This window comes from Moritella sp. 28 (genome assembly GCF_018219435.1).
Taxonomy (GTDB): Bacteria; Pseudomonadota; Gammaproteobacteria; order Enterobacterales; family Moritellaceae; genus Moritella.
The window spans coordinates 3,800,516-3,824,660 of record NZ_CP056121.1 but is presented as its reverse complement, the minus strand read 5'-3'; the positions used below and the strand labels follow the sequence as shown (position 1 = coordinate 3,824,660).

Below are 24,145 nucleotides of genomic sequence, written 5' to 3'. Positions count from 1 at the left end.
AAGAATGGTTATTTTATAAACCGCGCAGTTAAAATGCGGCTTGTGTTATTATTACTTGATAACTTATTGAAGGAATTACCATGCAATATCAAGATCTAACTCAGCAGTGGCCTGCATTCTCTAAAGCGATTTTAGCATTCTCACATACACTTGGTTTACTTGAGCAATCAAATTTAAAAACTGATGCGTTATGGTGCGATCATGTCGCACTGCGGGTGAATGATATTGCAACAGCAGAGTCACTACTGGCTGAATTAAAACAACGTGGTAAGGTTATTTCTGACAGCATTATTAACGGTCGACCGATATATATAATAGTATTAGATGAGCCGTTAACGTTAGGTGATTGGCAGATTGATTGTGTCGAACTACCGTTTCCTGCCAAGCATTATCCCCAACAAGGTTGGGAACACATAGAGTTAGTGTTACCGGGTAATGCGACTAATATGGCAGAGTTAGAACTGGCATTACGTTTGATTAATCCAGATATTGATGCCTTATTAGCTAATGACAGCAGTATTAAAATTAAACGCTCAGCCCCACAAGTTGAAGGCGAAACATTAGCAAATCCTACGATTGCATTTAAACAAGGTGATATCTGCATCAAGGTACATAGCGAAGGCATTAAAGCTGTTGTTGCGAGTGAATCTACGGCATAATGTTGTAATTGATAATCATTCGCAACAGCATCAAGGTAAGTGTGGTTTTATATAAATTATGATAGAAGAAAATACTCAATTTAAATCGCAATCTCAGCAAGCACAGCAACAAAACAAAGGTACGCGGATTAGCTGGGGCTTGATCCGTCAACGTGTATTACGCCAAAAGAAACCATTAATTAGTGCCCATATCATTGCCGTTTTTGCCACCTTAGTCAGTGTCCCTATTCCGCTGATGATGCCTTTACTCGTAGATGAAGTATTGTTAGAAAAACCCGGTTCGGCGGTACAGGTAATGCAAAATATGTTCCCTGAATCGTGGTGGGGGCCGCAACTGTATATTCTGGCGATCCTTGGTTTTGTAGTGTTGTTACGCTTGTCCAGTTTAGTCTTGTCGGTATGGCAAGCGAGACAGTTTACGATCATTGGTAAGAATCTAAGTTTTTATATTCGTAATAAATTAATGCACCATTTACCGCTGGTATCCTTAACCGAATATGAAACACAGGGTTCGGGGGGGATCAGCTCTCGTTGTATCACCGATGTTGAAACTATCGATAAATTCTTAGCAGAGACCTTATCTAAGTTTCTAGTCAGTATGCTCACCATTATCGGTACGGCTGCTATCTTGTTATGGATTGATTGGCAGTTAGGTTTAATTATCTTATTGTTGAATCCAGCAGTTATCTATTTTTCTCGTTCGTTTGGTAAGCGGGTTAAAAACTTAAAAACACGTGAAAATGCCGCCTTTGAAGCATTTCAAGAAGCGCTAATTGATACCTTAGATGCAATCCAACAGTTACGTACAGCACAACGTGAGAAGCAATACTTCAGCCGTGTTATTGATGCGGCGAGTGAGTTACGCCATAGCGCGATCCAATCACAATGGAAAACCGATGCGGTTAACCGTTTAAGTTTCACTATCTTCTTAATTGGTTTTGAAGTGTTCCGTGCGATCGCTATGTTGATGGTCGTTTTTGCTGATCTGACTATCGGTCAGATCTTCGCGGTATTTGGTTACCTGTGGTTTATGATGGGACCAGTACAAGAGTTATTAAGTATTCAATATACCTACTTTGCAGCTTCGGCGGCATTGAAACGATTAAATGGTGTGTTTGAGTTAACGCAAGAGCCACAATATTCGTGTGTGGTGGACCCGTTTGCGAGTCAAGATGGGGTTGCTGTAGAATTCAAAGACGTGTGTTTTGCTTACAATAGTGAAAACAAAGTGATTCGTAATGTAAACTTAGTGATCCCGAAAGGTAAAAAAGTCGCGATTGTTGCGGTGAGTGGCGGCGGTAAGTCAACACTGGTGCAGCTGTTATTAGGTTTATATGAGAAACAACAAGGCGAGATCTTAATTAACGATGTGCCGCTAAACCAGATTGGTTATGATAAAGTACGTGAGAATATTGCCACGGTATTACAGCAACCTATCTTGTTTAATACCTCGATACGTGAAAACTTATCTATGGGTAATAGTTTTACCGATGATGAATTATGGCAAGCGCTACAAGTTGCCGAAATGGCAGAAACAATTAAACAACTGGGTCATGGATTAGATACCTTAGTCGGACGTAATGGTGTGCGTCTCTCTGGTGGTCAACGCCAGCGTTTAGCGATTGCGAGAATGGTATTAAGTAAACCACAAATGGTGGTCTTTGATGAAGCAACATCGGCATTAGATACCGAAACCGAAAGTCGTTTACACCATAACCTTAGCGAATTTTTAGAAGACAGAACGACATTAATTATTGCCCATAGACTCAGCGCAATTAAACAAGCTGACTTGATCTATGTGCTCGACGATGGCGAAATAAGCCAGTCAGGACAACATCATGAATTATTACAGGTTGAAGGGCTTTATCAAACATTGTACGGCCGCTTACAATCTACTCATTAACCGTGAGGATAAAAAGAGTATGAAGAAAGAGATAAAAAACACAGATAAAAGCAGTATTAGAGTGACTAAAACTGATGCCGAATGGCAAGCTGAGTTAACGGATGAAGAGTTTCACGTGTGCCGTAAAAAAGGCACAGAGCATCCTTACACGGGTACGCTGTTAAACAATGAGACGGTGGGTGTTTATCACTGTAAATGTTGTGGTAGTGAATTATTTACCAGCGATAGCAAGTTTAATTCGGGTTGCGGTTGGCCAAGCTTTGATAAAGAGATCAAGTCGGGCGCGGTGGTTTATACAGAAGATAATAGTTTAGCCATGCAACGTATTGAAGTGACGTGTAGTCACTGTGACTCTCACTTAGGGCATGTATTCCCCGATGGGCCAACAGAGACGGGTCAACGTTTTTGTATTAACTCAATATCAATGGGTTTTAAAGCCGATAGCAAAGACTAGGTCGTTAAGCTAGATCGCGAAAGCAATCGTCACAAAATAGTCGATGAAGCATATACCCAAGTTGTTGTTAGGTGTTGAACACAATACCATGCAATAATTTGGGTATATTTATATAAAGCCTTAACCGCAGGGATAATCCGTGAGCATCGTTAATAAGCCAGTAGACAGCCATGAACAAACCGGTAGGCTTGATAAGCTGACAAGTATTGATTCACTGAACTGTGATAATCACTATGCGACGTTGCCCGCACATTTTTATAACAAGCAAATGCCAGATGGGATCAGCGACCCGAAAATGGTCAGCCTAAACCCGCAAGTATTAGCCTTGTTAGATTTAGATAATGCTGTTGCTGATAGCGATGCATTACTGCAGCTATGCTCTGGTAATTATCTACCAAGCTGTTTCGACCCCCTGGCAATGAAGTATACCGGTCATCAATTTGGTCACTATAACCCTGATCTTGGTGACGGTCGTGGCTTGCTATTAGCGCAAGTTAAAGGTAATGATGCTCGTGGTGATAGTAACAATCACACGACTTGGGATCTGCATTTAAAAGGTGCAGGCCGAACGCCTTATAGCCGTCAAGGTGATGGTCGCGCTGTATTGCGTTCAAGTATTCGCGAGTATTTATGCAGTGCGGCAATGCAGGGGTTAGGTATTCCAACTACACAAGCATTAAGTGTGGTTGTTGGTAGTGATACGGTGATGCGCGAGCAAGTTGAACAAACCGCCATGGTCGTGCGTGTTGCTGAATCGCATGTGCGTTTTGGTCACTTTGAACATTTTTATTATACCCAGCGTTTAGACGATTTGAAGCTGATGCTGGATTATACCCTGAGCAAGCATTTCCCTGATGCCCTAAATGCAGAAGTACCTTACTTGGCGTTTTATAAGCAAGTGATGACCACTACCGCAGAGTTAATGGCACATTGGCAAGCGGTTGGTTTTGTTCATGGGGTGATGAATACCGATAACATGTCTATCTTAGGGCAAACCTTTGATTATGGTCCGTTTGCGTTTCAGGATAATTTCGATCCCGCTTATGTTTGTAATCACACCGATTATTCGGGTCGTTATGCCTTTAATCAGCAACCACAAGTGGGTTATTGGAATTTAATGGCGTTAGGTCGTGCCCTGACTCCGTTTGTTGATATCGATCCGTTAAATGCAGTGCTACAAACTTATGATGATATATTCTTAGCGAAATTGCGTGAGTTGATGCGTGGAAAACTCGGTTTACAACAAGTGCATGATACGGATGGTGAGTTGATTAAACACTTGTTGGAAATATTGGCCGGTAGCGCAGTGGACTATACCTATTTTTTCCGCCTATTAAGTGATTTTAATAGCGCTGAGGATGTTGATAATAGCCTAATACGCGATCAGTTTGTCGACCGAGAGGCATTTGATGCTTGGGCGGTGAAATATCAGCAGCGTTTAGTCTTAGAATCGAGCGTAGATGAGCTGCGTAAAGTGAGCATGAACCAAGTTAACCCTAAGTATATTTTACGTAATTACTTAGCGCAGCAAGCGATCACGCAAGCAACTGACTACGACTACAGCTTGGTGAATGAGTTACTTGAAGTATTAGCGGATCCGTTTGCCGAACACCCTGAGTTTGAAAAGCTCGCTGCATTACCTCCTGAGTGGGGACGCAAGATGGTACTGAGTTGCTCGTCATAGTTATCCCCTTATTGTTTACGTATTATATTTTCCGGTTTAGTTACCACAAGGATTTAATGATGAATTTAGATAAAGCAAAAAAACGTATTGAAAAGCTAGTTAAAAAAGGCTTTAAAGGTTATCCGTTAGTATCGCTAGCGTACTTTGGTGAAACGAAGGATACTGCAACCGAAGTTGTTGTGACGTTCACGTTAGAAGAGGGCGCGGAACCACAAGCACAAAAATTTGTGAGTAAAAGTGACGCACGAGAAGATGAAACGATTCAATCCGTGCTTGTTAAAACAATCGAACGAACCAATGCGAGTTCTGTTGCGCAAGTCGACGGTGTTTCGATTATTAAATAATGTATTAAGACTACATTAGTAAAACATGAATGTAAAAATGAGGGCCGATCATCAAATTTTCGGCCCTCGGCATATGTACTTATTGTAATACGAGTAATGAGTTAACTAGTTAAGAAAATGGATCACATTAGGGTTTAGCGTTGTTAACAATCGGCCGCCAACGAGTGTATTATCCACTGTATCAATAATATCAACTCCAGGTGTAGCTGGGTTGATCATGCTTAGCCATAAAAAGCCTTTTTTATCTAACCCTAGATAATTGATATGTTCATTACCTGTGCCTGCAACTTCGCTTTTAATAACATCGCCTGTTGTCGGGTTAAATTCATACAGGGTTGAGATTTCACCATACACTGGTGTGAAGACAACTTTACCTGCATAAAAATAACCTTTGTTTGTTGATACTTGTACACTCGCATTGATAAATTTACTTACATTACTGTCAATATCTGCTGCGGTCAAAATAGTACGCAACGCATAGGTACTTGGGTCTATGACTTCAATTCTACTGTTGCTAAGCGTTGTTGAAGCGTAAACATCATGAGTACTGACATAGACTTTACCGTCTGAGCCAGTCGATAGACTATTTTTAAGCGGATTTATCCCTTTAAGTAAAATACCTTTTAGGTTATCACTGGGTGCTGAATTGGTTTCAATTTCGGTATTTGTCGCGACATCAAAAACGGCCACGTATGCTGGATTCGCTGAAAAGTAATCCGATAATCGCTGCATGGTGATAAATAGTTTGCCCTGACTGATGATAGCGGCTGCAGGGCTTGGCGTACCACTGCTATTATCAGCAGGAACATAAGCAGAGAGATCTATTTCATCAATTTTAAAACTAGCGAAGTCTTTTGCATTCGGATTTACAATCCATACTTTTGATGAGCCATAACGGATTAAATAGGCTTTGTTATTATTTGCAAAGACGAGGCTGTAAGGATTACGGCTAATAGAGTCTTTGTTGTCTTGAGTCGTGAATGACCATGCTGGATTATTATAATCTTGAGCGGCGTACTTATCGATTGTATCAATACCGTAACGACCAATATGGTAGATATCACTGTTGTTGGTAGCCAGTGTGTAATCAGATTTAGTCTTACTGTAATAAGGGCTACTCACTTGTTGATTAGCCGAGTCTAAAAACAGTACTTCGGAGCTGATGTAACTCGGATCGACAGTCTGCACGACAGCTGATGCAGCTGGCTTATGAATAACGGGATCTGTGTCAGTGTCAGTATCAGTGTTAGTATCAGTATCAGTATCAGTGTCAGTGTCAGTATTAGTATCAGTATTAGTGTCAGTATTAGTGTCAGTATTAGTGTCAGTATTAGTGTCAGTATTAGTGTCAGTATTAGTGTCAGTATTAGTGTCAGTATTAGTATTAGTATTAGTATTAAGATACGTATTATCACAACCTGACAGTAGTGCGATGCTGACTAACAAGGTGAGTGTAAATAGGTATTTTTTCATTACGGTTAGCATTTATATTTCCTTTATTGCTATTTTAAATTGGATATTTCGACCTTGCGCTGGTCTGTTGGCGAGATCCTGATATTCATCATCGAACAGGTTGTTTATCGCTAGAAGCGAGGTGTAACGTCCCTTTTTCCAACCCAGTTGTAGGTCGGTTGTAAAACGATTAGCAGGGTTTTCAGTATCATTACCGACGCTGTTAAAAACATTCGCACGGTTAAAATACAGCTCATTGTCGATATTGCTATTGAGGTTAACCTGCCAATGTTCTGTGATGGCATAGCCTATACCTGCGCTATATTGCTGATGATAAATACCCGGTAGTCGCTTGTTGTTATAAGCTGTGTATTTTGATTGACTATTACTGTCGATAAGGTTGGCTTGCAGCATCAATGACAGGTCGGTACTGACTCTATAGTTGGCTTGTAACTCTAATCCAGTTAATTCAGCATGACTGACATTAGCGTAGCTACCTACGTTACTTGAGTTGAAAATAGCGACAATAGAATTAACTAATTGTTGATGATAGACAGCACCTGTAAACGACACGTCGGAGTAACTGAGCGTACTGCCCAGTGATAAGGTTTCAGCCTCTTCAGGCTTTAGGCTAGGGTTGCCTTTAAAGCTGCCTCGATCACCAAACATTTCAAATAGAGTTGGGGCTCGAACACCATTACTCCAGGTTAAAAATGCCGAAAAATCAAAACGGTCATCAACGACTGCATTGAATTTATTTGGTTGATAAGTAATACCGAATTCTTGGGTTGTATAATCTTGTTTATCGACGTGCTTAGTGCCGCTTTGATTCAAAACAGAATTTGTATTTTTATCTTGTGATTGGCTGATTAATACATAGGGAATAAGTGCAAGCTGTGTAATTGGCCATTCTAACCGTGAACCATAGTTAAGCTGAAGCTGACTCGCCGTGACATCACAGCTGTTAATCCCGTTACAAGGTGTTATTTTCCCTTTTAAAACCGTCGTAGATTCGAATGTTTGATGGTTGACATTGATAAAGGGAGTCATGGTCAAATCACCGATATTCAGCGTCGGCTTTATACTGGTAAAGCTTTTCACCGTTTGGTAATTTGAACGCTTGTTCATCACGCCTATCGGTTGATCTAAATAGATCTCATCAGTGAATTGTGTGTACGCTTCAAATTCAATCTGTTCTAACCAAACATTGGATGATTGCCAGTTATGTAAATAACCAAATCGCCAACTGTCGCTACTTATTTCACTGGCGTTTTCTGGTGAATTATTTTGATAATTAGCCAACTCTTTACGTTGTTCAGTGTATTGCATATTAAATCGCAATAGGTGCTGGCCGATATAGATCTCACTATTGAGATGCAGCGTATTTTTGCCGTAGGCGTTGTTGGCAAGTTTTTCTTCTGCTGAAACCGAAGGGTTTGTGAAGCTTTGTGGTACCAAGTAGTCGTAATTATTTTCACTTTGTACATGGCTAAATCCCGCGGCAAGGGTGTAGTTGGTAAACCGTTTGTTCGCCGTGATGTTCACTTCTCGGTAGCCAAATGAGCCAGTCGCGAGGCTCATTCGCGCACTGTCTATTTGAGGATTGTAAGTATTAATGCGGATCACGCCACCAATGGGAGTTGATCCTGTGCCTAGTGCCTGACTTTTGCTAATTTCAATACTGTCGATTTGTTCTGTTGGCAGCTGGTTAACATCAAAGCCGCCAAACTGACTATCGTTAATAAGCTGTCCATCGATATATAGCTGCACTTGCTTGCTACTTGAACCGCGGACAGATACGGATGCTGGATTACCTAAGCCACTGATTTGTCGGATCTGAATACCGTTAATTTTTTGGAGTAGATCACCAAGGGTTTGTGATGAGTCAATAAAATCTTCACGATACAAAATCTGATAGTTTGGTGTGTTAAGCGCATTGAGATCCGTTTCTGCTGTCGCGGTTACGACAGTCGTCTCTGTGGTATTCTCTGCCTGTGCAGAGGATAAATGTAGCAGTGATAGGCACGCCGCTAATACGGGTGTTGGTCGTCGAAATAACATGGGTTCCCCAATGATGTTGGGGATGGCAGAATACAAAAAAACCATGTATGTGTTTATTGCCAAAAAGCAAAACAGAATAGGATTTTTCTATTCCGCTATCGCCCTCCGCAATACGGTAATATTTCAATAGGCCGGTATCGGGCTCTCAACATTCGTTGATTACCGTTGCGGGGGCAGCGTTGGTTTCACACCAAACTTCCCGTTTAACTCAATCCTTAATTGCGGTCACACGCTGTTTAATATTGAGCACCTACTGTAAGTCGCGGCACTTTAATGATAAACAATAATAAAAGCAACGCTGTTAACAATATAGATATGCAGTTGCATAAATTTTGTACGACTTATCAAGCACTAAGGTATTTAAAGTCGAATTGGTCATTGTGATCATCGTACTCGGCATCACCTGGGTAATGGTTATTATTAATCGACGGTTACCCTTAAGGCTGGGCTATGCTGTTTGTACCAAATGGTAAATCAGTGAGGGACCAATGTTATGCATTTTATGCATTCAGGGTGAACAATGGAATTGTCGTATACAATGAAGTATCTAGAATTGAAGACGGGTGTTAGTTTTATTCGCGCTATTTCATTTGATGATTTTCTGGTAAAAAATAAAAATAAAAATAAAAATAAAAATAAAAAGGGGAGAAACACATGTGGTTTCTCCCCTTTCGTTTATCTTATACTAACTAACAGCTATTTTGTTAAAAATGAATGCCGTTCTCTAGTGAACTAATACGTGCTAATGACAAGGTATCAATGCCTTTTTCTGCCAGCATTGCTGCGCCACTTTGGAACGACTTTTCGAATAAGATACCGACACCGACTAATTTAGCTGTGGTTTGCTCAAGAATCGCTAGCGTCCCTTCAACCGCATTACCGTGTGCTAATACATCATCAATAAATAATACGCGGTCATTGTCATTAATGTGTTCAACATTGCAGTTCAATTCGTATGAGGTATTTTTAGTAAAGCTGAATACGTTAGTCGTTAGTACATTCTCTGGATCTAACATGCTACGCTTTTTCTTCATGACCACTAATGGCACATTGAGTTTTAAAGCCACCAATGTCGAGATCGCAATACCACCGCTCTCAATCGTTAAAATACGGTCGATCTTAGCATCTTGAAAGTGGATCGCTAATTGTGATGCACACCAGTCTAAAATCTGAATATCGATTTGCTTTGTTAAAAAGCTACTAGCGTCTAGCGCTACGTTCTTTACTGATTTTCCGTGTTCTAAAATCGCTTTTTCTAATAAATTCATGTGTCAGTCCCTAAATTATGAAATTGCTAAATAAACAATAAATAGTAGTGCGAGTGAGTAAATAATCGGGTGAACTTTTTTGCCGTCACCTTGTACTAACATAACGAAACAATAACTGATGAACCCCATTGCCATGCCGTTTGCAGGTGAGAAGGTTAACAAGCTAAATACCATAATAAAGAATACAGGAATTGCTGACTCTTTCTTATCCCAGTTAACGTTTGCCAAATTCTTAATCATATAAATACCGATAACAACCAGTGCAGGTGCCACAATCGCCGAGGTAAAGATTGAGAATACAGGAAATAAGAACATAGATATTAAGAACATCACGGCCACCGTGATCGCACTGATACCTGTTTTAGCCCCCAATGATGACGCGACTGCAGATTCTGAATAAGCGGTAATTGACGTCGTTCCTAATATTGTACCAATGATCGTACCGCCTGAATCAGCCACTAATGCCGATTTCGCGTTTGGTACTTTACCGTCTTTACCGATAATACCTGCATCACGGCCGACACCGACAATCGTACTTAAACCATCGAAAAAATCGACAATAAAGAAGATCACAACTAAGAAAATTAAATCAGTCAGTTTTGGCATTGTTAGTTGTGACAAATCAAAGATAGCACCGAATGTAGGCGCTAAACTTGGCGGTATAGAAAATACTTCAGTTGGTAAGGTAATTAAGTTACTACCCAGGAAGTGGTCGCTTAATAAACTTAAAATTATAGATGAGATGAACGAAATAACAGTCGCGAGTTTCATATCGCGGACTAAACAGCCAATCGCAATAAAGATGCTGAACAGGGCGATAAATACTTTGGGATCGCTAGCATCACCCATACTGACTAAGGTAAACGGGTTACTTACAATGATACCGGCGTTACGTAAACCAAGAAAAGAAACAAATAAGCCCAGACCAACTGCAATACCGAGTTTTAAATCTTCAGGAATCGCATCAATCATCACCTTACGAGCTGGTGTTAAGCTTAAAATTAAATAGAGACAACCAGAAAGGAAAATAGCAAAGAGTGCTTCATGCCAAAGTAACGAGATACCGCCACCGAGTAAGATAGCTTTAAAGAAGCCGTTCATCGACATACCCGGCGCTAACATAATTGGGTATTTAGAAAACGCACCCATAATAAATGTTGCGATAGCTGCAGACAGTGCTGTCGCGGTAAATACCGAGCCTTTGTCTATCCCTTCGATGCTTCCTAAGATTGCCGGATTCACTGCTAAGATATAACTCATCGCTAGAAAGGTAATTAAACCCGCGTAGATTTCATTTTTTACAGTTGCGCCACGCGCAGACAGGAGGAAGTACTTGTCCATTAAACACCCATTACTATTTAGTTGGTTGATTTAAAATGACAATATTCCGAAGTATAAACTTGGGTAGGGGAACCATACCAGAAAAAAGGTACAATTATCCTGCTTCATTGTAGGTCTGAAATTTACGGTTTCAGAGTAGAGACTTAAGGCCCATATTGCCAAAATTATACAACGTCACATTGCTTGCGGGGCATCATAAAGATGTTGACGCAGTTGTCAATTTTTTTGTGCGATGCAATGATTCAAAACAGGCCGGTATCTATGCTATAAACAGCCTGTATTGTTAGGGCGGACTGCTACTTATAGGGCTTTGAAGGGATTTAGGTATATAATGGGATAATATTAAATGTTTTTAATTTAACTGACCTTTTGGTCAATATTCGAACAAGACGATAATATGCTTTATATGTTCATATTTGACTAAATATTGGTGAACTTGTTGTTAATTTGAACTTTATTATGTCCTGAAACGAAAAATGGTGAGCCTAGGCTCACCATATCTATCAACTTAAAAGAACCACTTTAACTTTTAAAAGAATTACTTTTTAAGTTCAGCAATTGCTTTAGTTAATTCGTCAACTTTAGCATTTAGCGTGTCAACTTTAGTGCTATCAACACCAGAGATTTTAGTGAACACTTGGTTTACGCGAGTTTCTAAAACATCTGTAGAGATTTTTTTATCAGATAATTTTGCTTTTGCTGATTCTTCAATCTTAGCGCCTTTAGCAACAAGTTCTTCGAATAATGTTGAAGATTTGTCTGAAACTCTGTTCGCTTCATCAATGCTTTTACCGTATGCACCAAGACCTGCTAGCCAAATATTTTTAGCGATTTCGTCTTTGCTGCTCCAAAGTTTTTTAGCTGTATCAACTACGTTTAATTGTGTCATGGTACTTATCCTTTCTGGGTGCGTTTCGATTTGATGTGGCCAGAATATGGTTTTAAATTAGAAAATGCATACAAATTGTGGATTTACTTTTATGAAAATAAAGATTAATTTAGAATGGTTTTTCAGTCTAATTATGCTCCACTTATTTGGTCGTCACCTGATTTTTGTATTCGTAATTCAAACATGTATTTGTGTGATTATATGTAGGATGAGTGAAAGGGTGATGGGAACGATTTTTTATTCATATAATACTTATCAAGGCTCATAACTTTTGTTTATACATATTGTTAGTTATTAATTGAACAGCTATCTTATTATTAATGACTATTATGCTGTTTTTATGAACCGTTGCATTGTTACAACGAAAATTTAATTATATTCAATTCTGCTTTTTGAGGATGGTGACTATAATTCGGCGACTTAAATTTAATTGAGAGGCTAACAGTGGAATTTCAACAATTAATAAAAGATGGTCTGGCGCTTGTGTCACGGGTAAGACAAGAGATTAGTTTTATCCGTGGATGTAATTATACGCAAGCAAGTTTAGACATCTTACACACAGCTTCTTATAATTTGGCTTCTGCTGAAGATTTACTGAATTATGCCGATGAACTTGCCTTAAAACAGAGCGATGCCGCAGGCGAGAAAGTGTTGATTGCCAGTGATGCGATTAAAAAAGTACAGTCAATGTTATCCCGTAAATTTGATGCAGAACTAGACTGCGAAAGCCAACCTTGGTTTGATGATGTAAGCCGTCATATTGGTATATGCGCTTAACGAAAGATTGTCACATTCAAGTTAAAGTACGCGATCACCGTATCGATAAAAGCCAGTTACATTTTGTTTCTGGCTTTTTTGTGTGCGTCATTCTCCGTTAGTGTGCGCTAGTCACTTAATTTGTGACGCTCGGTTAAACCAAAGTCATCTAAGATGCCATAAAAAGCTGGTAGAATTAAGATCACTAACATGGTGGATGCTAGCAAACCAAAAATCAACGCCACAACCAGTGGAATAATCACCTGAGCTTGGATACTTTGTTCAAGTAATATTGGCATTAAGCCCGCTGCCGTTGTCGCTGTGGTAATTAAGATCGCACGAATACGGTGAGTTGTTGCATGTATTGCTGCTTGTCTAATGTTATTACTCTTGACTAAATCTTCTTTGATAAACTGTACTAACAAGATGGAGTTATTTACGACGATCCCGGCCAATGACGTAAAGCCCAGCATTGACGGCATAGTCAGATCATAATTCAGCATGTAATGACCCCAGAATACCCCAATGAGTGCCAGTGGGATCGCAAGCATAACAATGACAGGTTCAACATAACTGCGGAACTGGAAGCTTAAGATCGCAAAGACCACGAACAGACCGATTGAGAAACTTTTTACCATTGAAGTACCAGTTTCAGCGGTGGATTCAACTTCCCCGCCTAAACGCACTTCAATGCCAGGGTATTTCTGTGTCAGGCTAGGGACGAAATCTTTCTGCATCTGCGTCATGAGTTCTACGGTATTGGCTTTTTCTTTATCAATGTCACCTTTTAACGACATCGTCCGGATATTATTAATACGGTTCAACTGACTGACACCACGGCCCCATTCTACTTTCACAATACTGGCAAGGGGGATTTGGCTACCATCAGCAAGTGTAAAAGGGAAATCTTCATAGTAAGCCAGATCAGAGCGGTAACGCTCGGCCAGCCTCACGTCTAATTCGACATTTTCACTGCCGATTTGTAACTCATCGACGGTGACACCAAAAAATGCCGCGCGCAGTTGTATCGCAATATCCTGCCCAGTGACACCAAACGTTTCAGCGCCAGGCAGCAGTGACATTCTCAGCTCGGGTTTACCATCACGAAGATTGCTGATAATGTTACTCACACCATTAAATTGTGACAGGTATTGTGCCAATTCATTACCTGCATCTTTCAACGTTTGAATACTAGGATGGCTGAGTTCAATATCAATCGCACGCCCCGCTGGTCCGATTGCTGGCTCGCGGACAATCAGGTTTGTCACACCGGGAATCACACCAATCTGTTGTTGCAGTGCAGCTAAATAATCGGCCATACGTGTCGAGCGTTTTTCTGATGTTAGCAGGTCAACAAAGATCGTGGCGACATGTTCACCTGTTTCGCCTGCGTCTGGATTCGCGCCACTTTGTACCGTGATATATTTCAGCAATGGTTCATTATCGGGTTGTTCCCCAAACTGGGAACTGGTGATCTTAATATCTTTGCTGATACGGGTCACCACTTTATCAGTTTTATGGAGAGGGGTGCCGGGCGGCATTAATACGGTGATCTGTACCCAATCACCTTCCACTTCGGGAAAGGCCGAGAAGCGCAACATGCCACTGGATGCCAGTGATATTGTACCGATGAATAAGACTATTATGCCTGCTGTGACCATATAACGACGGTCGACAATGGCACCAATTACTTTAGGTAAAATCGTAAACTGGAAGTATTCGAATTTTCTATTAAAGCGACCTTTAAAACTGCTTTCTGCTACCTTGTCATCGGCATCTTTAATAGATGCGTACAAGTGATGCGGCAAGATTAAAAACGCTTCAACCAAGGATACACTTAAGGTGATAACTAAAGTTATTGGGATAACTTTAAGTACTGCGCCCATGTCCCCTTCAAGAAATGCAAGCGAACCAAAGATCGCGACTGTGGTTAAGAACGATGAAAACACCCCATTTTTAACTCGGTTAACCCCTTTGACTATACCTGCAAGTTTGTCTTCGGTTTTACTGAGTTCATGAGCGATACTTTCGGATAATACAATGGCATCATCCATTAACAGGCCGATAGCCACTAGCAGCGCCACCATTGACATCAGGTTTAAGCTAATGCCCACCAATGACAGTACATACATACTGGCAAGGAAGGAGACTGGTAAGCCCATTGCAACCCAGATGGCGTAGCGCCAAGGGAAAAATAACCACATCACCAAGAATACTAAAATGAACCCCTGCCAACCGTTTGATAACAGAAGATCCAGGCGATCTTTCGCGATCGAGGCAATGTTTTTTGTGAGCGAAAATTCAATATTATCCGGTGTGTTCAGTTTTTCGCTTACAATAAATTGTTGTACTTCTTCAAGTACATCCAGTGAGTCATCGGCTTTCGATTTTTTGATATCGAGCATGGTACCTTCTTTACCATTGACCGATATTTTTGATTCGTCTAGTTCAAAGCGTCGGGTGATTGTAGCTATGTCTTTTAACTGAACTTTACTACCATCTTCATTACTTAAAACAATGATCTCACCCAGTTCGCGTGGGGTATAACGTTGTGCATCGAAACGTAATAAGATTGTGCTGCTAGGGGTATTTAGGTTACCACTGGGCATTTTCACATTTTGTTTGGCGATCTGGTTTGCCACGTCCTGTACTGATACGTTGAGTTGGCGCAGGGCGATTAAATCAAGTTCGACGCGCAGTTGTGGATCAGAGAAACCATTGATCTCAACTTGGGCAATACCTTTTAAGTGTTTTAGACGGCGCTTAACATCTTCTGCATACAGTTTGAGTGCTTGTTTATCCATGTCACTGTAAATAACCAGACTGACCACACTGTCATATGTCAGGAGTTCTTTTACAATGGTCGTTTCTACTTCATCAGGGAACTGGTCAATGGCATCGACTTCGGTTTTAATATCTGAAATAAAGGTTGTGCCATTACCGTCATGGGTCATTTCCGCAGTCGTTACCGCTAAACCTTCACTGGCACTACAGGTGAGTTTTTTGAGGTTGTTTATCCCATCAAGGGCATCTTCCATTGGCAAACAAATTGCCTGTTCTACATCTTCAGGGCTTGCGCCTGGGTAGGGTACAGTAATTTGTGCGATAGTTACTGAAAAGTCGGGAAAGGTTTCACGCTTCATATCTGAAATAGTGATAGCACCGAGCGCTAAAAACATCGCCATAATTAAGTTGGCAGCAGTTGGATGTCTGGTAAAGAATTGGATCATTATTCTTTATCCTCTGTCCACACTGTCGGCGCGAGTTTTAAGCCATTGGCAACAGGGATAATGTCAGATAACACCACCTGTTGACCGGCTTTAAGGCCATCTGCTTTAATGGCGGCGACTTGATCGCGAATAAACAGCACATCAACGGTTTGTAATTGGAGTCTGTTATTTTTATCCACCAGATATAAACGATTATTATGCAGGGCTGCTAATGGCACGGTTAATTGCGGTTGAACTTGGCCATTTACGGTCACTTCAACAAACATACCCGAGATGATCGGACTGTCATTGGGATCATTACGTTTAATGAATTCAAGGACATCAAAGTCAGCTTCAACGACTAAGCCTGCAGTGCCTAAGCGCGAATCAATTTCACCTAGAATTCGGGTTACCTTACCTCGCCAATGGGTTTCTGATGATGAATTACGTAATGTAATATGTGCCGTTAAATTCGCGGTAGCGATATCAGGGACAGCGTTAAGATTATCTAATACCCCCCGGTCTTGTTTTAAGCTGTGTATTAGGCGGCTGAGCTGGCTGGTGGGCATTTTCGCTTCGACTTCTAATTTCGACACGTCATGGGCCAAGATTAGACTGGTGCCAGCAGACACAAATTGTCGCAGTTCGGCGTTAACATCAATAATACGACCGTTAAATGGCATGGTAATGATGGTATTGTCTAAATCCAGTTGTGCTTGTGCGATTTGGATTTGCGCTTGAGCTACTTGTGCTTGTAGTGCTTTTTTACGGGCTGGAAGTTGACTTACTTGTGCTTTTAAATCATTTAATTGTAGTTGGGTATTGTATACGATACGTTCTTGCTGCTCTAAGCTTGACGCCGAGATAGTACCTTTTTTGTTTAGTTTGATATTACGTTGGTATTCTTTTTTTTCCAGCGCAAGGGTTTTGCTTTCGACTTGGTATGAACGCGTTAAGCGCAGTTCTTCAATATCGAGATTTTCAACTTCAGCGTTAATACTGTCTAAGTTCGCGTGTGCAGTTGTTAGATTTAACTTATACGAGGCCGGGTCTAGGCGCAGTAGTTCCACACCTTTATTGATGAACGTACCACGTTGTAATCGTTCGTTTTTGTAAATCAATTTGCCGTTGACTTCGGAGATACCTTGCCACTTGTTTTTCGCGATGACATGACCATAACCTTTTACTGTGGGAGCAATGCTCAGAACTTGGACCTGAGTAGTATAAACACTGTGTGCAGGTTCGAGCGTTTCTAATACAACGTTTTTTTCCATGATGAAGTTATTAATGGCCATGATACCTAGCCCTGCAGCAATGCCGAGTGGTAGCCACAGTAGCTTATACTTCTGCATTGTATTGATCCGTTGTAATTGAATTGATTAACATATTATAGTTCTGTTGGGCGAGATTGTGATAAAACTGCATGTCTAAATCAGTGGGGGTTAATTGTTGTAATAAAGGTTTAAATGCACAAGGGAAGACACATAAACTTAGAATTTGAATCGTTAATAACTCCGGATCTAGTTCCGATTTTATATCACCTTTAGTTTGCAGTTTAGTGAGCATCGTTTTGATTAATTTGAAGGATTGCTGTGGCCCTTCTTGAATAATATGCGCTTTAAGCTGCGGGTTGTCGTTACTGGTCATGTTACGTCTGATGATGTGGTGTAAGCTTTTATTTTCTTGAACCGTCGTATAATAAAGTATAAATATATCATGTAGATTATGTAATGTTGGCTTGGCGACATGCTGTTTGAAAATATCTAATATTGGCTGGCGATATTGCGACATAGCGGCATGAAACAACCCTTCCTTATTTTGGAAGTAATAGCGGATCATCGCTGGAGTCGTATTGGCTGCGATTGCAATTTTTCGGGTACTGATTTGGTTGTATTCATTATCGGCGAATAGCTCAAATGCCACCGTCATTAAATGTTGGCGGACATTGGTGTCGGAAGATTTTGTGGGTCTACCTATGTGACGAATCGGGGGCTTATTTTTACTATCGTTATTATCCATTTCTGCATCACCATTAATTAGTCAGATGGATAATTCTGAACTTGTTTGAATAAATTATCCAGATGATTAATTTCCCATTTTTACCGTTTTGGGTGAATTAGTTCGTTAGCTGGTGATTTTAAGTAAATGCCGAATACGTCGAGATACCAACTTTTCAATACCTGTGCTAATTAATTTTTTATCATCTTTGACGAAAACATTGTCCTTTAGGGCGGTGATATAAGTCATCATTGCGCAGTAATAAGCACCCTGTGCTGTTAGTAATATTGACATATTTGCATATCGAACCTAGGTTTATAACTTAGCCTCTATCTATGTATGGATACCGTTATCTAAGGCGCTGAGAATTGAGACTTATTACGTATAAATACAGGTTCTACCCAAACAATGAGTAGGTGAAATATATGTACGTAATGTTCGTTAACTCACCTGAGGTAAGCTTTAACTTTATGATTTAAAATAACAAATCTTTATTTTAAGAACTGTAATTGTAAAGAAAGTTTAATTACAGTCAACTTCTGTAAAGTAAGGTAATTGTCATTTTACAAAGAGGATCTAGCGAGTTTTTTTTTATTTATTTTAATCTTTATTTTTTATTAGTTTATCTTCCATCAATCCTAAATTTTTGGATTATTAACTACCGAACCTAATATGAGCGCCTCTTGATATGTTTTTTTTTAAGACTAAGCTTTGAAAGTGAAATAACAACTCAAAAACAAATTAGGAAAACTAATGAATATAAGTAAACATACTATAGTCGCTTCATTGCTATCCTCACTTCTTATGGGTTGTGGCGGAAGTGGTGGTGGCGGCGGAAGTAGCACTACAGACTCTGATCGTGTCCTTCAGTATAACTTTGATAATATAGCTTCAGAATTTTTAGGCGCAGATATAGATTATGAGTTGACAACGGGGCTACAATTTAACTCGGGGTGGAATGGAGAGACGGTGAAAGCGTATAACAAGCAAGGAGTTCAAGTTGAATCTTTTAGTATAACTCCAACCATACTAGCGAGTAATACATGTGCTCAAAAACCAGAACCGTTGAATTTAGGTAAACAAGGTGGTCCTCGCTTTAATATATCACCTATTGGTAGTGATGGTTCTCGCCACGTCGTTAACTTTGAGGGCTTACCAAAAAAGTATCAACCTAATTTTACAGATAAATGTGAGTACCAAAATTATAGTCTTCATGGACGGTATATTATCGGAAGTTCAAACGAAAAATTAACTGATCTAGGTGACAAAGAAGAGATAGTAAACCCTACTGATTTGGTGTCTTTAGATGATATGAGCAGATTACTATCTGTTTCTATACCTAATTTGGAAGAACCACTTTCAAAGTACGTGAGCAGAAAAGTAAATATGTCTGATCATGAATTTATTGTCAACAATGATAGTGGTGCTGTAAGAGTATTCGATACTGATCTTAACCAATATGTTAATCTTGACGGTACAAAAGGTAAAAAATGGCAATTTTATGGTAACAACTATCTAATTTCAACATTCATAGGTGGTAGTGTATATGTTTATGACATTAAAAATAAACAACTTATCGATGATGCATCCTTTGAAGTAGCCGTAAATTTTAAGGCTAGCATAAAAGATTTAGCGGATGATAAAATCGTAATTAGTTATGGTATCTTTCCTGATGAAAATAATGTTAAAGGATTACCTTTTAAATTTGTCTACGATAAAGCTAATACTGAGAATAAAGTATATGTACTTAAGCAGGGTGAATGGGTAATAGCTAGTGAAGAAGCTGATCGACTTCCATTATTAACTGTTTATTTTGCAAGTTTAAAAAGTGGTGATGTATCACAATTTGATTATGATTTAACTAATGATAACTTTTATGCAACATATAATCTGAGTGGTGGTGGATTTACAGTTAAGGTTAGTACACTAGAGAAGTTAATAAGTACAGGTAATATAGATGGTATAGCTGATATCAAGATTATTACTGGTTTTCCTGATGAGAAAACAGGTATACAGAAGATTAACGGTAGTGTGGTCGTGAAATCACGGAATGTCGACTATACCTTGAACAAAAGAACGGACACTTTTTACATGATTAAGGATAATGATAAATCTCGTCTTGGTGGTATTAGTACTGACAATATGAAGAGTATTGAAGCTTCATCTCACAATTAAAGATGAAAAGCAAGTAACTGTGTTTCCTACGGTTTAGGAAACACAGTTACTCTTGAAAAGAATATTCAGTCGTTTAAGCACCTAGCCAATCACAAGTTTCGTTTCTGCGTAGCGCAGTTTTTTTGCTCTTGGACTCGCGAGAAAGTAAGCGAGTGTTAATGGCCCCAAGCGTCCCATAAACATCATGAAAATGATAATGAGCTCACCTGATTCGGAAAGGTTGCCTGTTAAACCTCGGGATAAGCCGACGGTACCCAAAGCGGAGACAGCTTCAAAAACAATATCAATCATGGGGGCATCCTCACTGAGTAACAATGCAAAAATGGCTAACCAAGTGACCCCCACCGATATCATCGTCAGCGCCAGTGCTTTACTCACAGTGTCTTTAGCTATTTCACGTTTAAATACATAGATCGATTCATCACGACGTAAATAACTATATGTCGCCATAATCAGTAACATAAAAGTGACTACTTTTATTCCGCTGGCAGTACTTGACGACCCCCCACCAATGAACATTAATACTAGCATTATGGCTGTGGTTGCATCCTCAAGCTGGTCAATCGCTAAGGTATTAAAACCTGCTGTACGAGGACTCACAGCCTGAAACCAAGATGCTAACCACTTTCCCAGTTCGCTGAGTGGCGCTAAGGTATTTGGGTTATTGTATTCAATTAGATAGATGGTAATAACGGCGAACGCATTGATGAATATTGTACCTGTAATCATCATTCGGCTATAAACTGTCAAACGTGACCAGCGTCGGTTACGGCGTAGATCCGTCCAGACTGAAAACCCAAGACCGCCGATAATGAGTAGCCCTGTAATTGTCAGGTTAACAACAGGATCTGCGACATAAGGCATTAAACTATCAGCACTCAAGGCAAAACCAGCATTGTTAAATGCGCTGATAGTATAGAAAAATCCATGGAACAAACTGGTTGTCCAACCCAATTCGCCACTCCAGTATACCGAGAGAATCACCATACCAATCAGTTCTACGAATAATGAAAAAGCCAATACCGACTTGGCTGTGGATGCTAATGTTGAGGTGTCGGTTTGGTTAAAGGCTTCTCTTGCCACTGTGCATTGCAAAAAACCGATTTTTCCACCTAAGGCAATCAGCGTGACAATCGCGAACGTCATTAACCCCAGACCACCACATTGGATCAGTAGCGCAATAATGGTTTGACCAAATGGCGTGAATGCCGTTCCGGTATCAACCACAACCAACCCAGTGACCGTCACTGCTGATGTTGCTGTAAAAAGACTTTGCAACCAAGAAATAGGTTCTATTGTTGCGATCGGTAATTTCAGTAAACAGGTTCCAAGCAGAATTAAAAGTGCAAAACTGCCACTCAAGATGAGCGGTGGTGCGCCAAGTAACTTTTTACCCGCTTTGGGCTTACGCTCAACGGGTGACATTGAAGGGTGCCATAACACCACGTTACACCAACCTTGGAGCTATGCTCTTTAGTTCAGTTCGTGTACCACACAACAATAGCGTGTCATTCACATGCAATACAAAATCATCATGAATGTGAGTGAAAACTTCCTGTTCTCGATTAACTAAAACCGCACGTACATTACTTCGAATATTACCAATCACTTGCGAGATAGGCTTATCATGCAGTGCGGATTTTATGTGAATTTCGACTACATAAAACCCATGGCCGATGGATAGATAGTTATTCACCATTGGGTAATTAAGAGCCTGTGCTACGCGAACCCCCATTTCTTCTTCTGGGTGAATTATCCGTGATACCCCGAGTTTGGACACTATCGTATGGTGTGCTTTGGTACTTGCTTTAACCCAGATGCCTTTTACGCCAAGATTCTTTAATGCGAGTGTGCAAAGCAGGCTGGACTGCATGTCTTTCCCTATTGCAACCAGCACGGCTTCACTGTTTGCGAGGTCTAATTCACTTAGCACACTTTCGTCGGTCGCATCACAGATAACTGCCTGAGTCAGTTCTTCTACGTATTTTTCAACAATTTTCGGGTCTGTGTCGGCCCCTGTTACCGTGTGGCCAAGATGAATTAATTCCAAGCTGGCAGAGATGCCAAATCGCCCCAAACCAATAACTGTAAAATGAGCCATAATGACTGCCTTTTCTATTTTCCAAAAGTGATAAAGAAGCCCCCGAAAGCGCTGCTCGGTATCGTTATGTTAAGTAAATAAAATGAAACGTGTTTAAGGATTAATGAAGCCTAGAATTATCTGATATTAATCGATAACCCAGTCCTGACTCTGTCTTTATGAGTTGTTGTAGATCGGCACTATCGCTGAGTTTTTTACGCAGCTGGCTCACTAAAATTCGCAGATAATGAGTATCAGTGCGATGTGAGTGCCCCCAAATGTCCTCAAGTAACTCCGTTTGCTTCACTAGTTTCCCGGGCTGGTTCATTAGCTTTTCAACGAAAGCAAATTCCTTTTTTGTTAAGGCGACCTCTTTACTGTCCAGCCATACTTGATTAGTGCTTTTCTGTAATTGAAGTCGGTCACTGACGAGTATATCTGAGCAAGACGCTTCATCGACCAAATCACGAACAAGCACTTTAATGCGCACGATCAGTTCTTTAATGCCGAATGGTTTGCTCAAGTAATCATTAGCTCCTGCTTCTAATAGGCGTACTTTTTCTGCTTCCTGATCTCTTGCTGTTAGGATGAGCACAGGTGTTTTAACGGTTTGACGAATAGACTGCAAAAATTGAGTACCATCCCCATCAGGTAGTCCTAGATCAAGCACAATAATATGCGGTTGCTCCCGATGGAAAATATCCAGCGCTGATTTAATCGATGTTGCACCAATATAGTCGAAACCTTCCGCTGCTAATGAGATACGAATAAAAGTATGAATTTGTGGTTCATCATCGACCACCAATACTTTATAAGTCATTTATTGATCCTCTTTAGTGATGGGTAAACGTATACGAATGAGACAGCCATGAGTCACGGGTATCGCTTCAACATTACCGTTATGAGCGGTCAGAATACCCTTAGCGACGGCTAACCCTAGTCCGGTGCCACTATCATTATTTTTGTGCGTATTCTCGCTATAAAACAAGTCAAAAATATGTGCCGCTTGATCAATCGTAATACCGTCGCCTTCATCTTGAATATCTAAAATGACCTCATTACCTACTTGGTAGGCGTTGATATTGACCATGTTGTCTGAAGGGGTGTAACGGAGTGCATTATCTAATACATTAAAGATAGCCTGTTCAATCAAGGAACTACTTATCTGCAACGTGGATAATGGCGTTACTGCGATGAGTTTGATACGTTGTCGTGATTCAGGAAAGCGATCGATAGTTTGGCTAACGACGTTTAAAATGGAATCGGCACTTTTATTGAATCTAAGTGCGCCGTGCTGCAATTTGGTTGCCTGCAGCAGATTTTCTATGTATTGATGCAGTCGATGGCTTTCTGCTGTTGCACTGTCTAACAACTCTATTTTTTCGCTCTCACTGAGTTTTTCCATATACTCTTTTAAGGTCGTTAGTGTACCTATGATAGTCGCTAATGGTGTGCGTAAATCATGTGAAACCGAGAGTAGGATGCTGTTTCTAAGCTGCGCTTGTTTTAACTCATTTTTCTGATGCTGGTAATGATCCGCCAATTGACTTGCTGTCAGTGCGACAATGACAAATACCAGCAGGTTCACTATATCGTCCATATTAAACATCTGTAATGAATAACGCGGAGTCGTGAATAAGAGATTGAAACTCACGGCTTCGAAGATAGCAGCAAAATAAGCAAACTTCGCGTTACATCGTAAGGCTACAATCACCACGGCTAACTGCAAAATAAGTAATACTGCAATCGTTGCACCGAACAGCAGATCAATGATAACGCTACTTAATAGCGCGCTAATTAATATAACGAACGTGAAAAACACGAGGTTAGAACGCCAATACTTGTACATCATACAAACAGGCCATAAAGAAT

20 protein-coding genes and 2 riboswitches are annotated in these 24,145 nt (G+C 40.3%); of the genes, 7 read left to right on the top strand and 13 right to left on the bottom strand.

Annotated elements, in window-relative coordinates; genetic code table 11:
• Positions 1-80: 80 nt before the first annotated feature.
• From HWV02_RS16860 to HWV02_RS16840, 5 genes are all read left to right on the top strand, one after another.
• The gene (locus tag HWV02_RS16860; RefSeq protein ID WP_211676897.1) at positions 81-659 is read left to right on the top strand and encodes a VOC family protein; all 579 of its coding nucleotides are present in this window, start codon (positions 81-83) and stop codon (positions 657-659) included.
• Between the two features lie 58 nt (positions 660-717).
• Complete coding sequence (locus HWV02_RS16855; RefSeq protein ID WP_211688841.1) at positions 718-2,562, top strand: ABC transporter ATP-binding protein; 1,845 nt, start codon at positions 718-720, stop codon at positions 2,560-2,562.
• 19 nt (positions 2,563-2,581) lie between these two features.
• The gene (gene msrB, locus HWV02_RS16850) at positions 2,582-3,016 is read left to right on the top strand and encodes a peptide-methionine (R)-S-oxide reductase MsrB (RefSeq protein WP_211688839.1); all 435 of its coding nucleotides are present in this window, start codon (positions 2,582-2,584) and stop codon (positions 3,014-3,016) included.
• 139 nt (positions 3,017-3,155) lie between these two features.
• Positions 3,156-4,700 (top strand): YdiU family protein, encoded by a 1,545-nt coding sequence (locus tag HWV02_RS16845; protein ID WP_211688838.1) that lies wholly within the window; start codon positions 3,156-3,158, stop codon positions 4,698-4,700.
• 59 nt (positions 4,701-4,759) lie between these two features.
• Positions 4,760-5,044, top strand: coding sequence for a hypothetical protein (locus tag HWV02_RS16840; RefSeq protein ID WP_211690611.1), 285 nt, complete (start codon positions 4,760-4,762; stop codon positions 5,042-5,044).
• A gap of 105 nt (positions 5,045-5,149) precedes the next feature.
• On the opposite strand, the gene HWV02_RS16835 is transcribed toward HWV02_RS16840, so the two are convergent.
• From HWV02_RS16835 to HWV02_RS16815, 5 genes are all read right to left on the bottom strand, one after another.
• Entirely contained in the window at positions 5,150-6,529 is a 1,380-nt protein-coding gene (locus HWV02_RS16835) for a cadherin repeat domain-containing protein (RefSeq protein ID WP_211688836.1), read from the bottom strand.
• Positions 6,530-8,557, bottom strand: coding sequence for a TonB-dependent receptor (locus HWV02_RS16830; protein ID WP_211688834.1), 2,028 nt, complete (start codon positions 8,555-8,557; stop codon positions 6,530-6,532). It abuts the gene before it with no gap.
• A gap of 112 nt (positions 8,558-8,669) precedes the next feature.
• A riboswitch (cobalamin riboswitch) is annotated at positions 8,670-8,811 on the bottom strand.
• A gap of 450 nt (positions 8,812-9,261) precedes the next feature.
• Complete coding sequence (locus tag HWV02_RS16825) at positions 9,262-9,825, bottom strand: xanthine phosphoribosyltransferase (protein ID WP_211676891.1); 564 nt, start codon at positions 9,823-9,825, stop codon at positions 9,262-9,264.
• 15 nt (positions 9,826-9,840) lie between these two features.
• Entirely contained in the window at positions 9,841-11,166 is a 1,326-nt protein-coding gene (locus HWV02_RS16820) for an NCS2 family permease (RefSeq protein WP_211676890.1), read from the bottom strand.
• A 90-nt stretch (positions 11,167-11,256) separates the two neighbouring features.
• A riboswitch (purine riboswitch) is annotated at positions 11,257-11,358 on the bottom strand.
• A 346-nt stretch (positions 11,359-11,704) separates the two neighbouring features.
• Entirely contained in the window at positions 11,705-12,055 is a 351-nt protein-coding gene (locus HWV02_RS16815) for a phasin family protein (protein WP_045109495.1), read from the bottom strand.
• Between the two features lie 444 nt (positions 12,056-12,499).
• On the opposite strand from HWV02_RS16815, the gene HWV02_RS16810 reads away from it, so the two are divergent.
• Positions 12,500-12,832, top strand: a complete 333-nt coding sequence (locus HWV02_RS16810; RefSeq protein WP_211676889.1) for a hypothetical protein — start codon at positions 12,500-12,502, stop codon at positions 12,830-12,832.
• 107 nt (positions 12,833-12,939) lie between these two features.
• Here HWV02_RS16810 and HWV02_RS16805 read toward each other — a convergent pair whose 3' ends face one another.
• From HWV02_RS16805 to HWV02_RS16790, 4 genes are all read right to left on the bottom strand, one after another.
• A complete protein-coding gene (locus tag HWV02_RS16805; protein ID WP_211688832.1) occupies positions 12,940-16,041 on the bottom strand; it encodes an efflux RND transporter permease subunit in 3,102 nt (1,033 codons plus the stop codon).
• Positions 16,041-17,372, bottom strand: a complete 1,332-nt coding sequence (locus tag HWV02_RS16800) for an efflux RND transporter periplasmic adaptor subunit (RefSeq protein WP_211688830.1) — start codon at positions 17,370-17,372, stop codon at positions 16,041-16,043. Before HWV02_RS16800 ends, HWV02_RS16805 begins: the two co-directional genes overlap by 1 nt.
• Positions 17,359-18,039 carry a TetR/AcrR family transcriptional regulator gene (locus HWV02_RS16795; RefSeq protein WP_211676886.1) on the bottom strand — a complete coding sequence of 227 codons (681 nt, stop codon included), beginning with the start codon at positions 18,037-18,039 and terminating at the stop codon, positions 17,359-17,361. Before HWV02_RS16795 ends, HWV02_RS16800 begins: the two co-directional genes overlap by 14 nt.
• Before the next feature lie 105 nt (positions 18,040-18,144).
• A complete protein-coding gene (locus HWV02_RS16790) occupies positions 18,145-18,312 on the bottom strand; it encodes a hypothetical protein (protein WP_211688829.1) in 168 nt (55 codons plus the stop codon).
• A gap of 459 nt (positions 18,313-18,771) precedes the next feature.
• Between HWV02_RS16790 and HWV02_RS16785 the strand changes: the two genes are divergently transcribed.
• Positions 18,772-20,193: a hypothetical protein gene (locus HWV02_RS16785; RefSeq protein WP_211688827.1), complete on the top strand. Its 1,422-nt coding sequence runs from the start codon at positions 18,772-18,774 to the stop codon at positions 20,191-20,193.
• A gap of 81 nt (positions 20,194-20,274) precedes the next feature.
• Here HWV02_RS16785 and HWV02_RS16780 read toward each other — a convergent pair whose 3' ends face one another.
• The 4 genes from HWV02_RS16780 to HWV02_RS16765 form a co-directional block, all read right to left on the bottom strand.
• Entirely contained in the window at positions 20,275-21,639 is a 1,365-nt protein-coding gene (locus HWV02_RS16780) for a TrkH family potassium uptake protein (protein ID WP_211688825.1), read from the bottom strand.
• A 1-nt stretch (position 21,640) separates the two neighbouring features.
• Complete coding sequence (locus tag HWV02_RS16775; RefSeq protein ID WP_211688823.1) at positions 21,641-22,294, bottom strand: TrkA family potassium uptake protein; 654 nt, start codon at positions 22,292-22,294, stop codon at positions 21,641-21,643.
• 100 nt (positions 22,295-22,394) lie between these two features.
• Positions 22,395-23,093, bottom strand: coding sequence for a response regulator transcription factor (locus tag HWV02_RS16770; RefSeq protein WP_211688821.1), 699 nt, complete (start codon positions 23,091-23,093; stop codon positions 22,395-22,397).
• Complete coding sequence (locus HWV02_RS16765) at positions 23,094-24,122, bottom strand: ATP-binding protein (RefSeq protein WP_211690610.1); 1,029 nt, start codon at positions 24,120-24,122, stop codon at positions 23,094-23,096. It abuts the gene before it with no gap.
• Positions 24,123-24,145 lie beyond the last annotated feature (23 nt).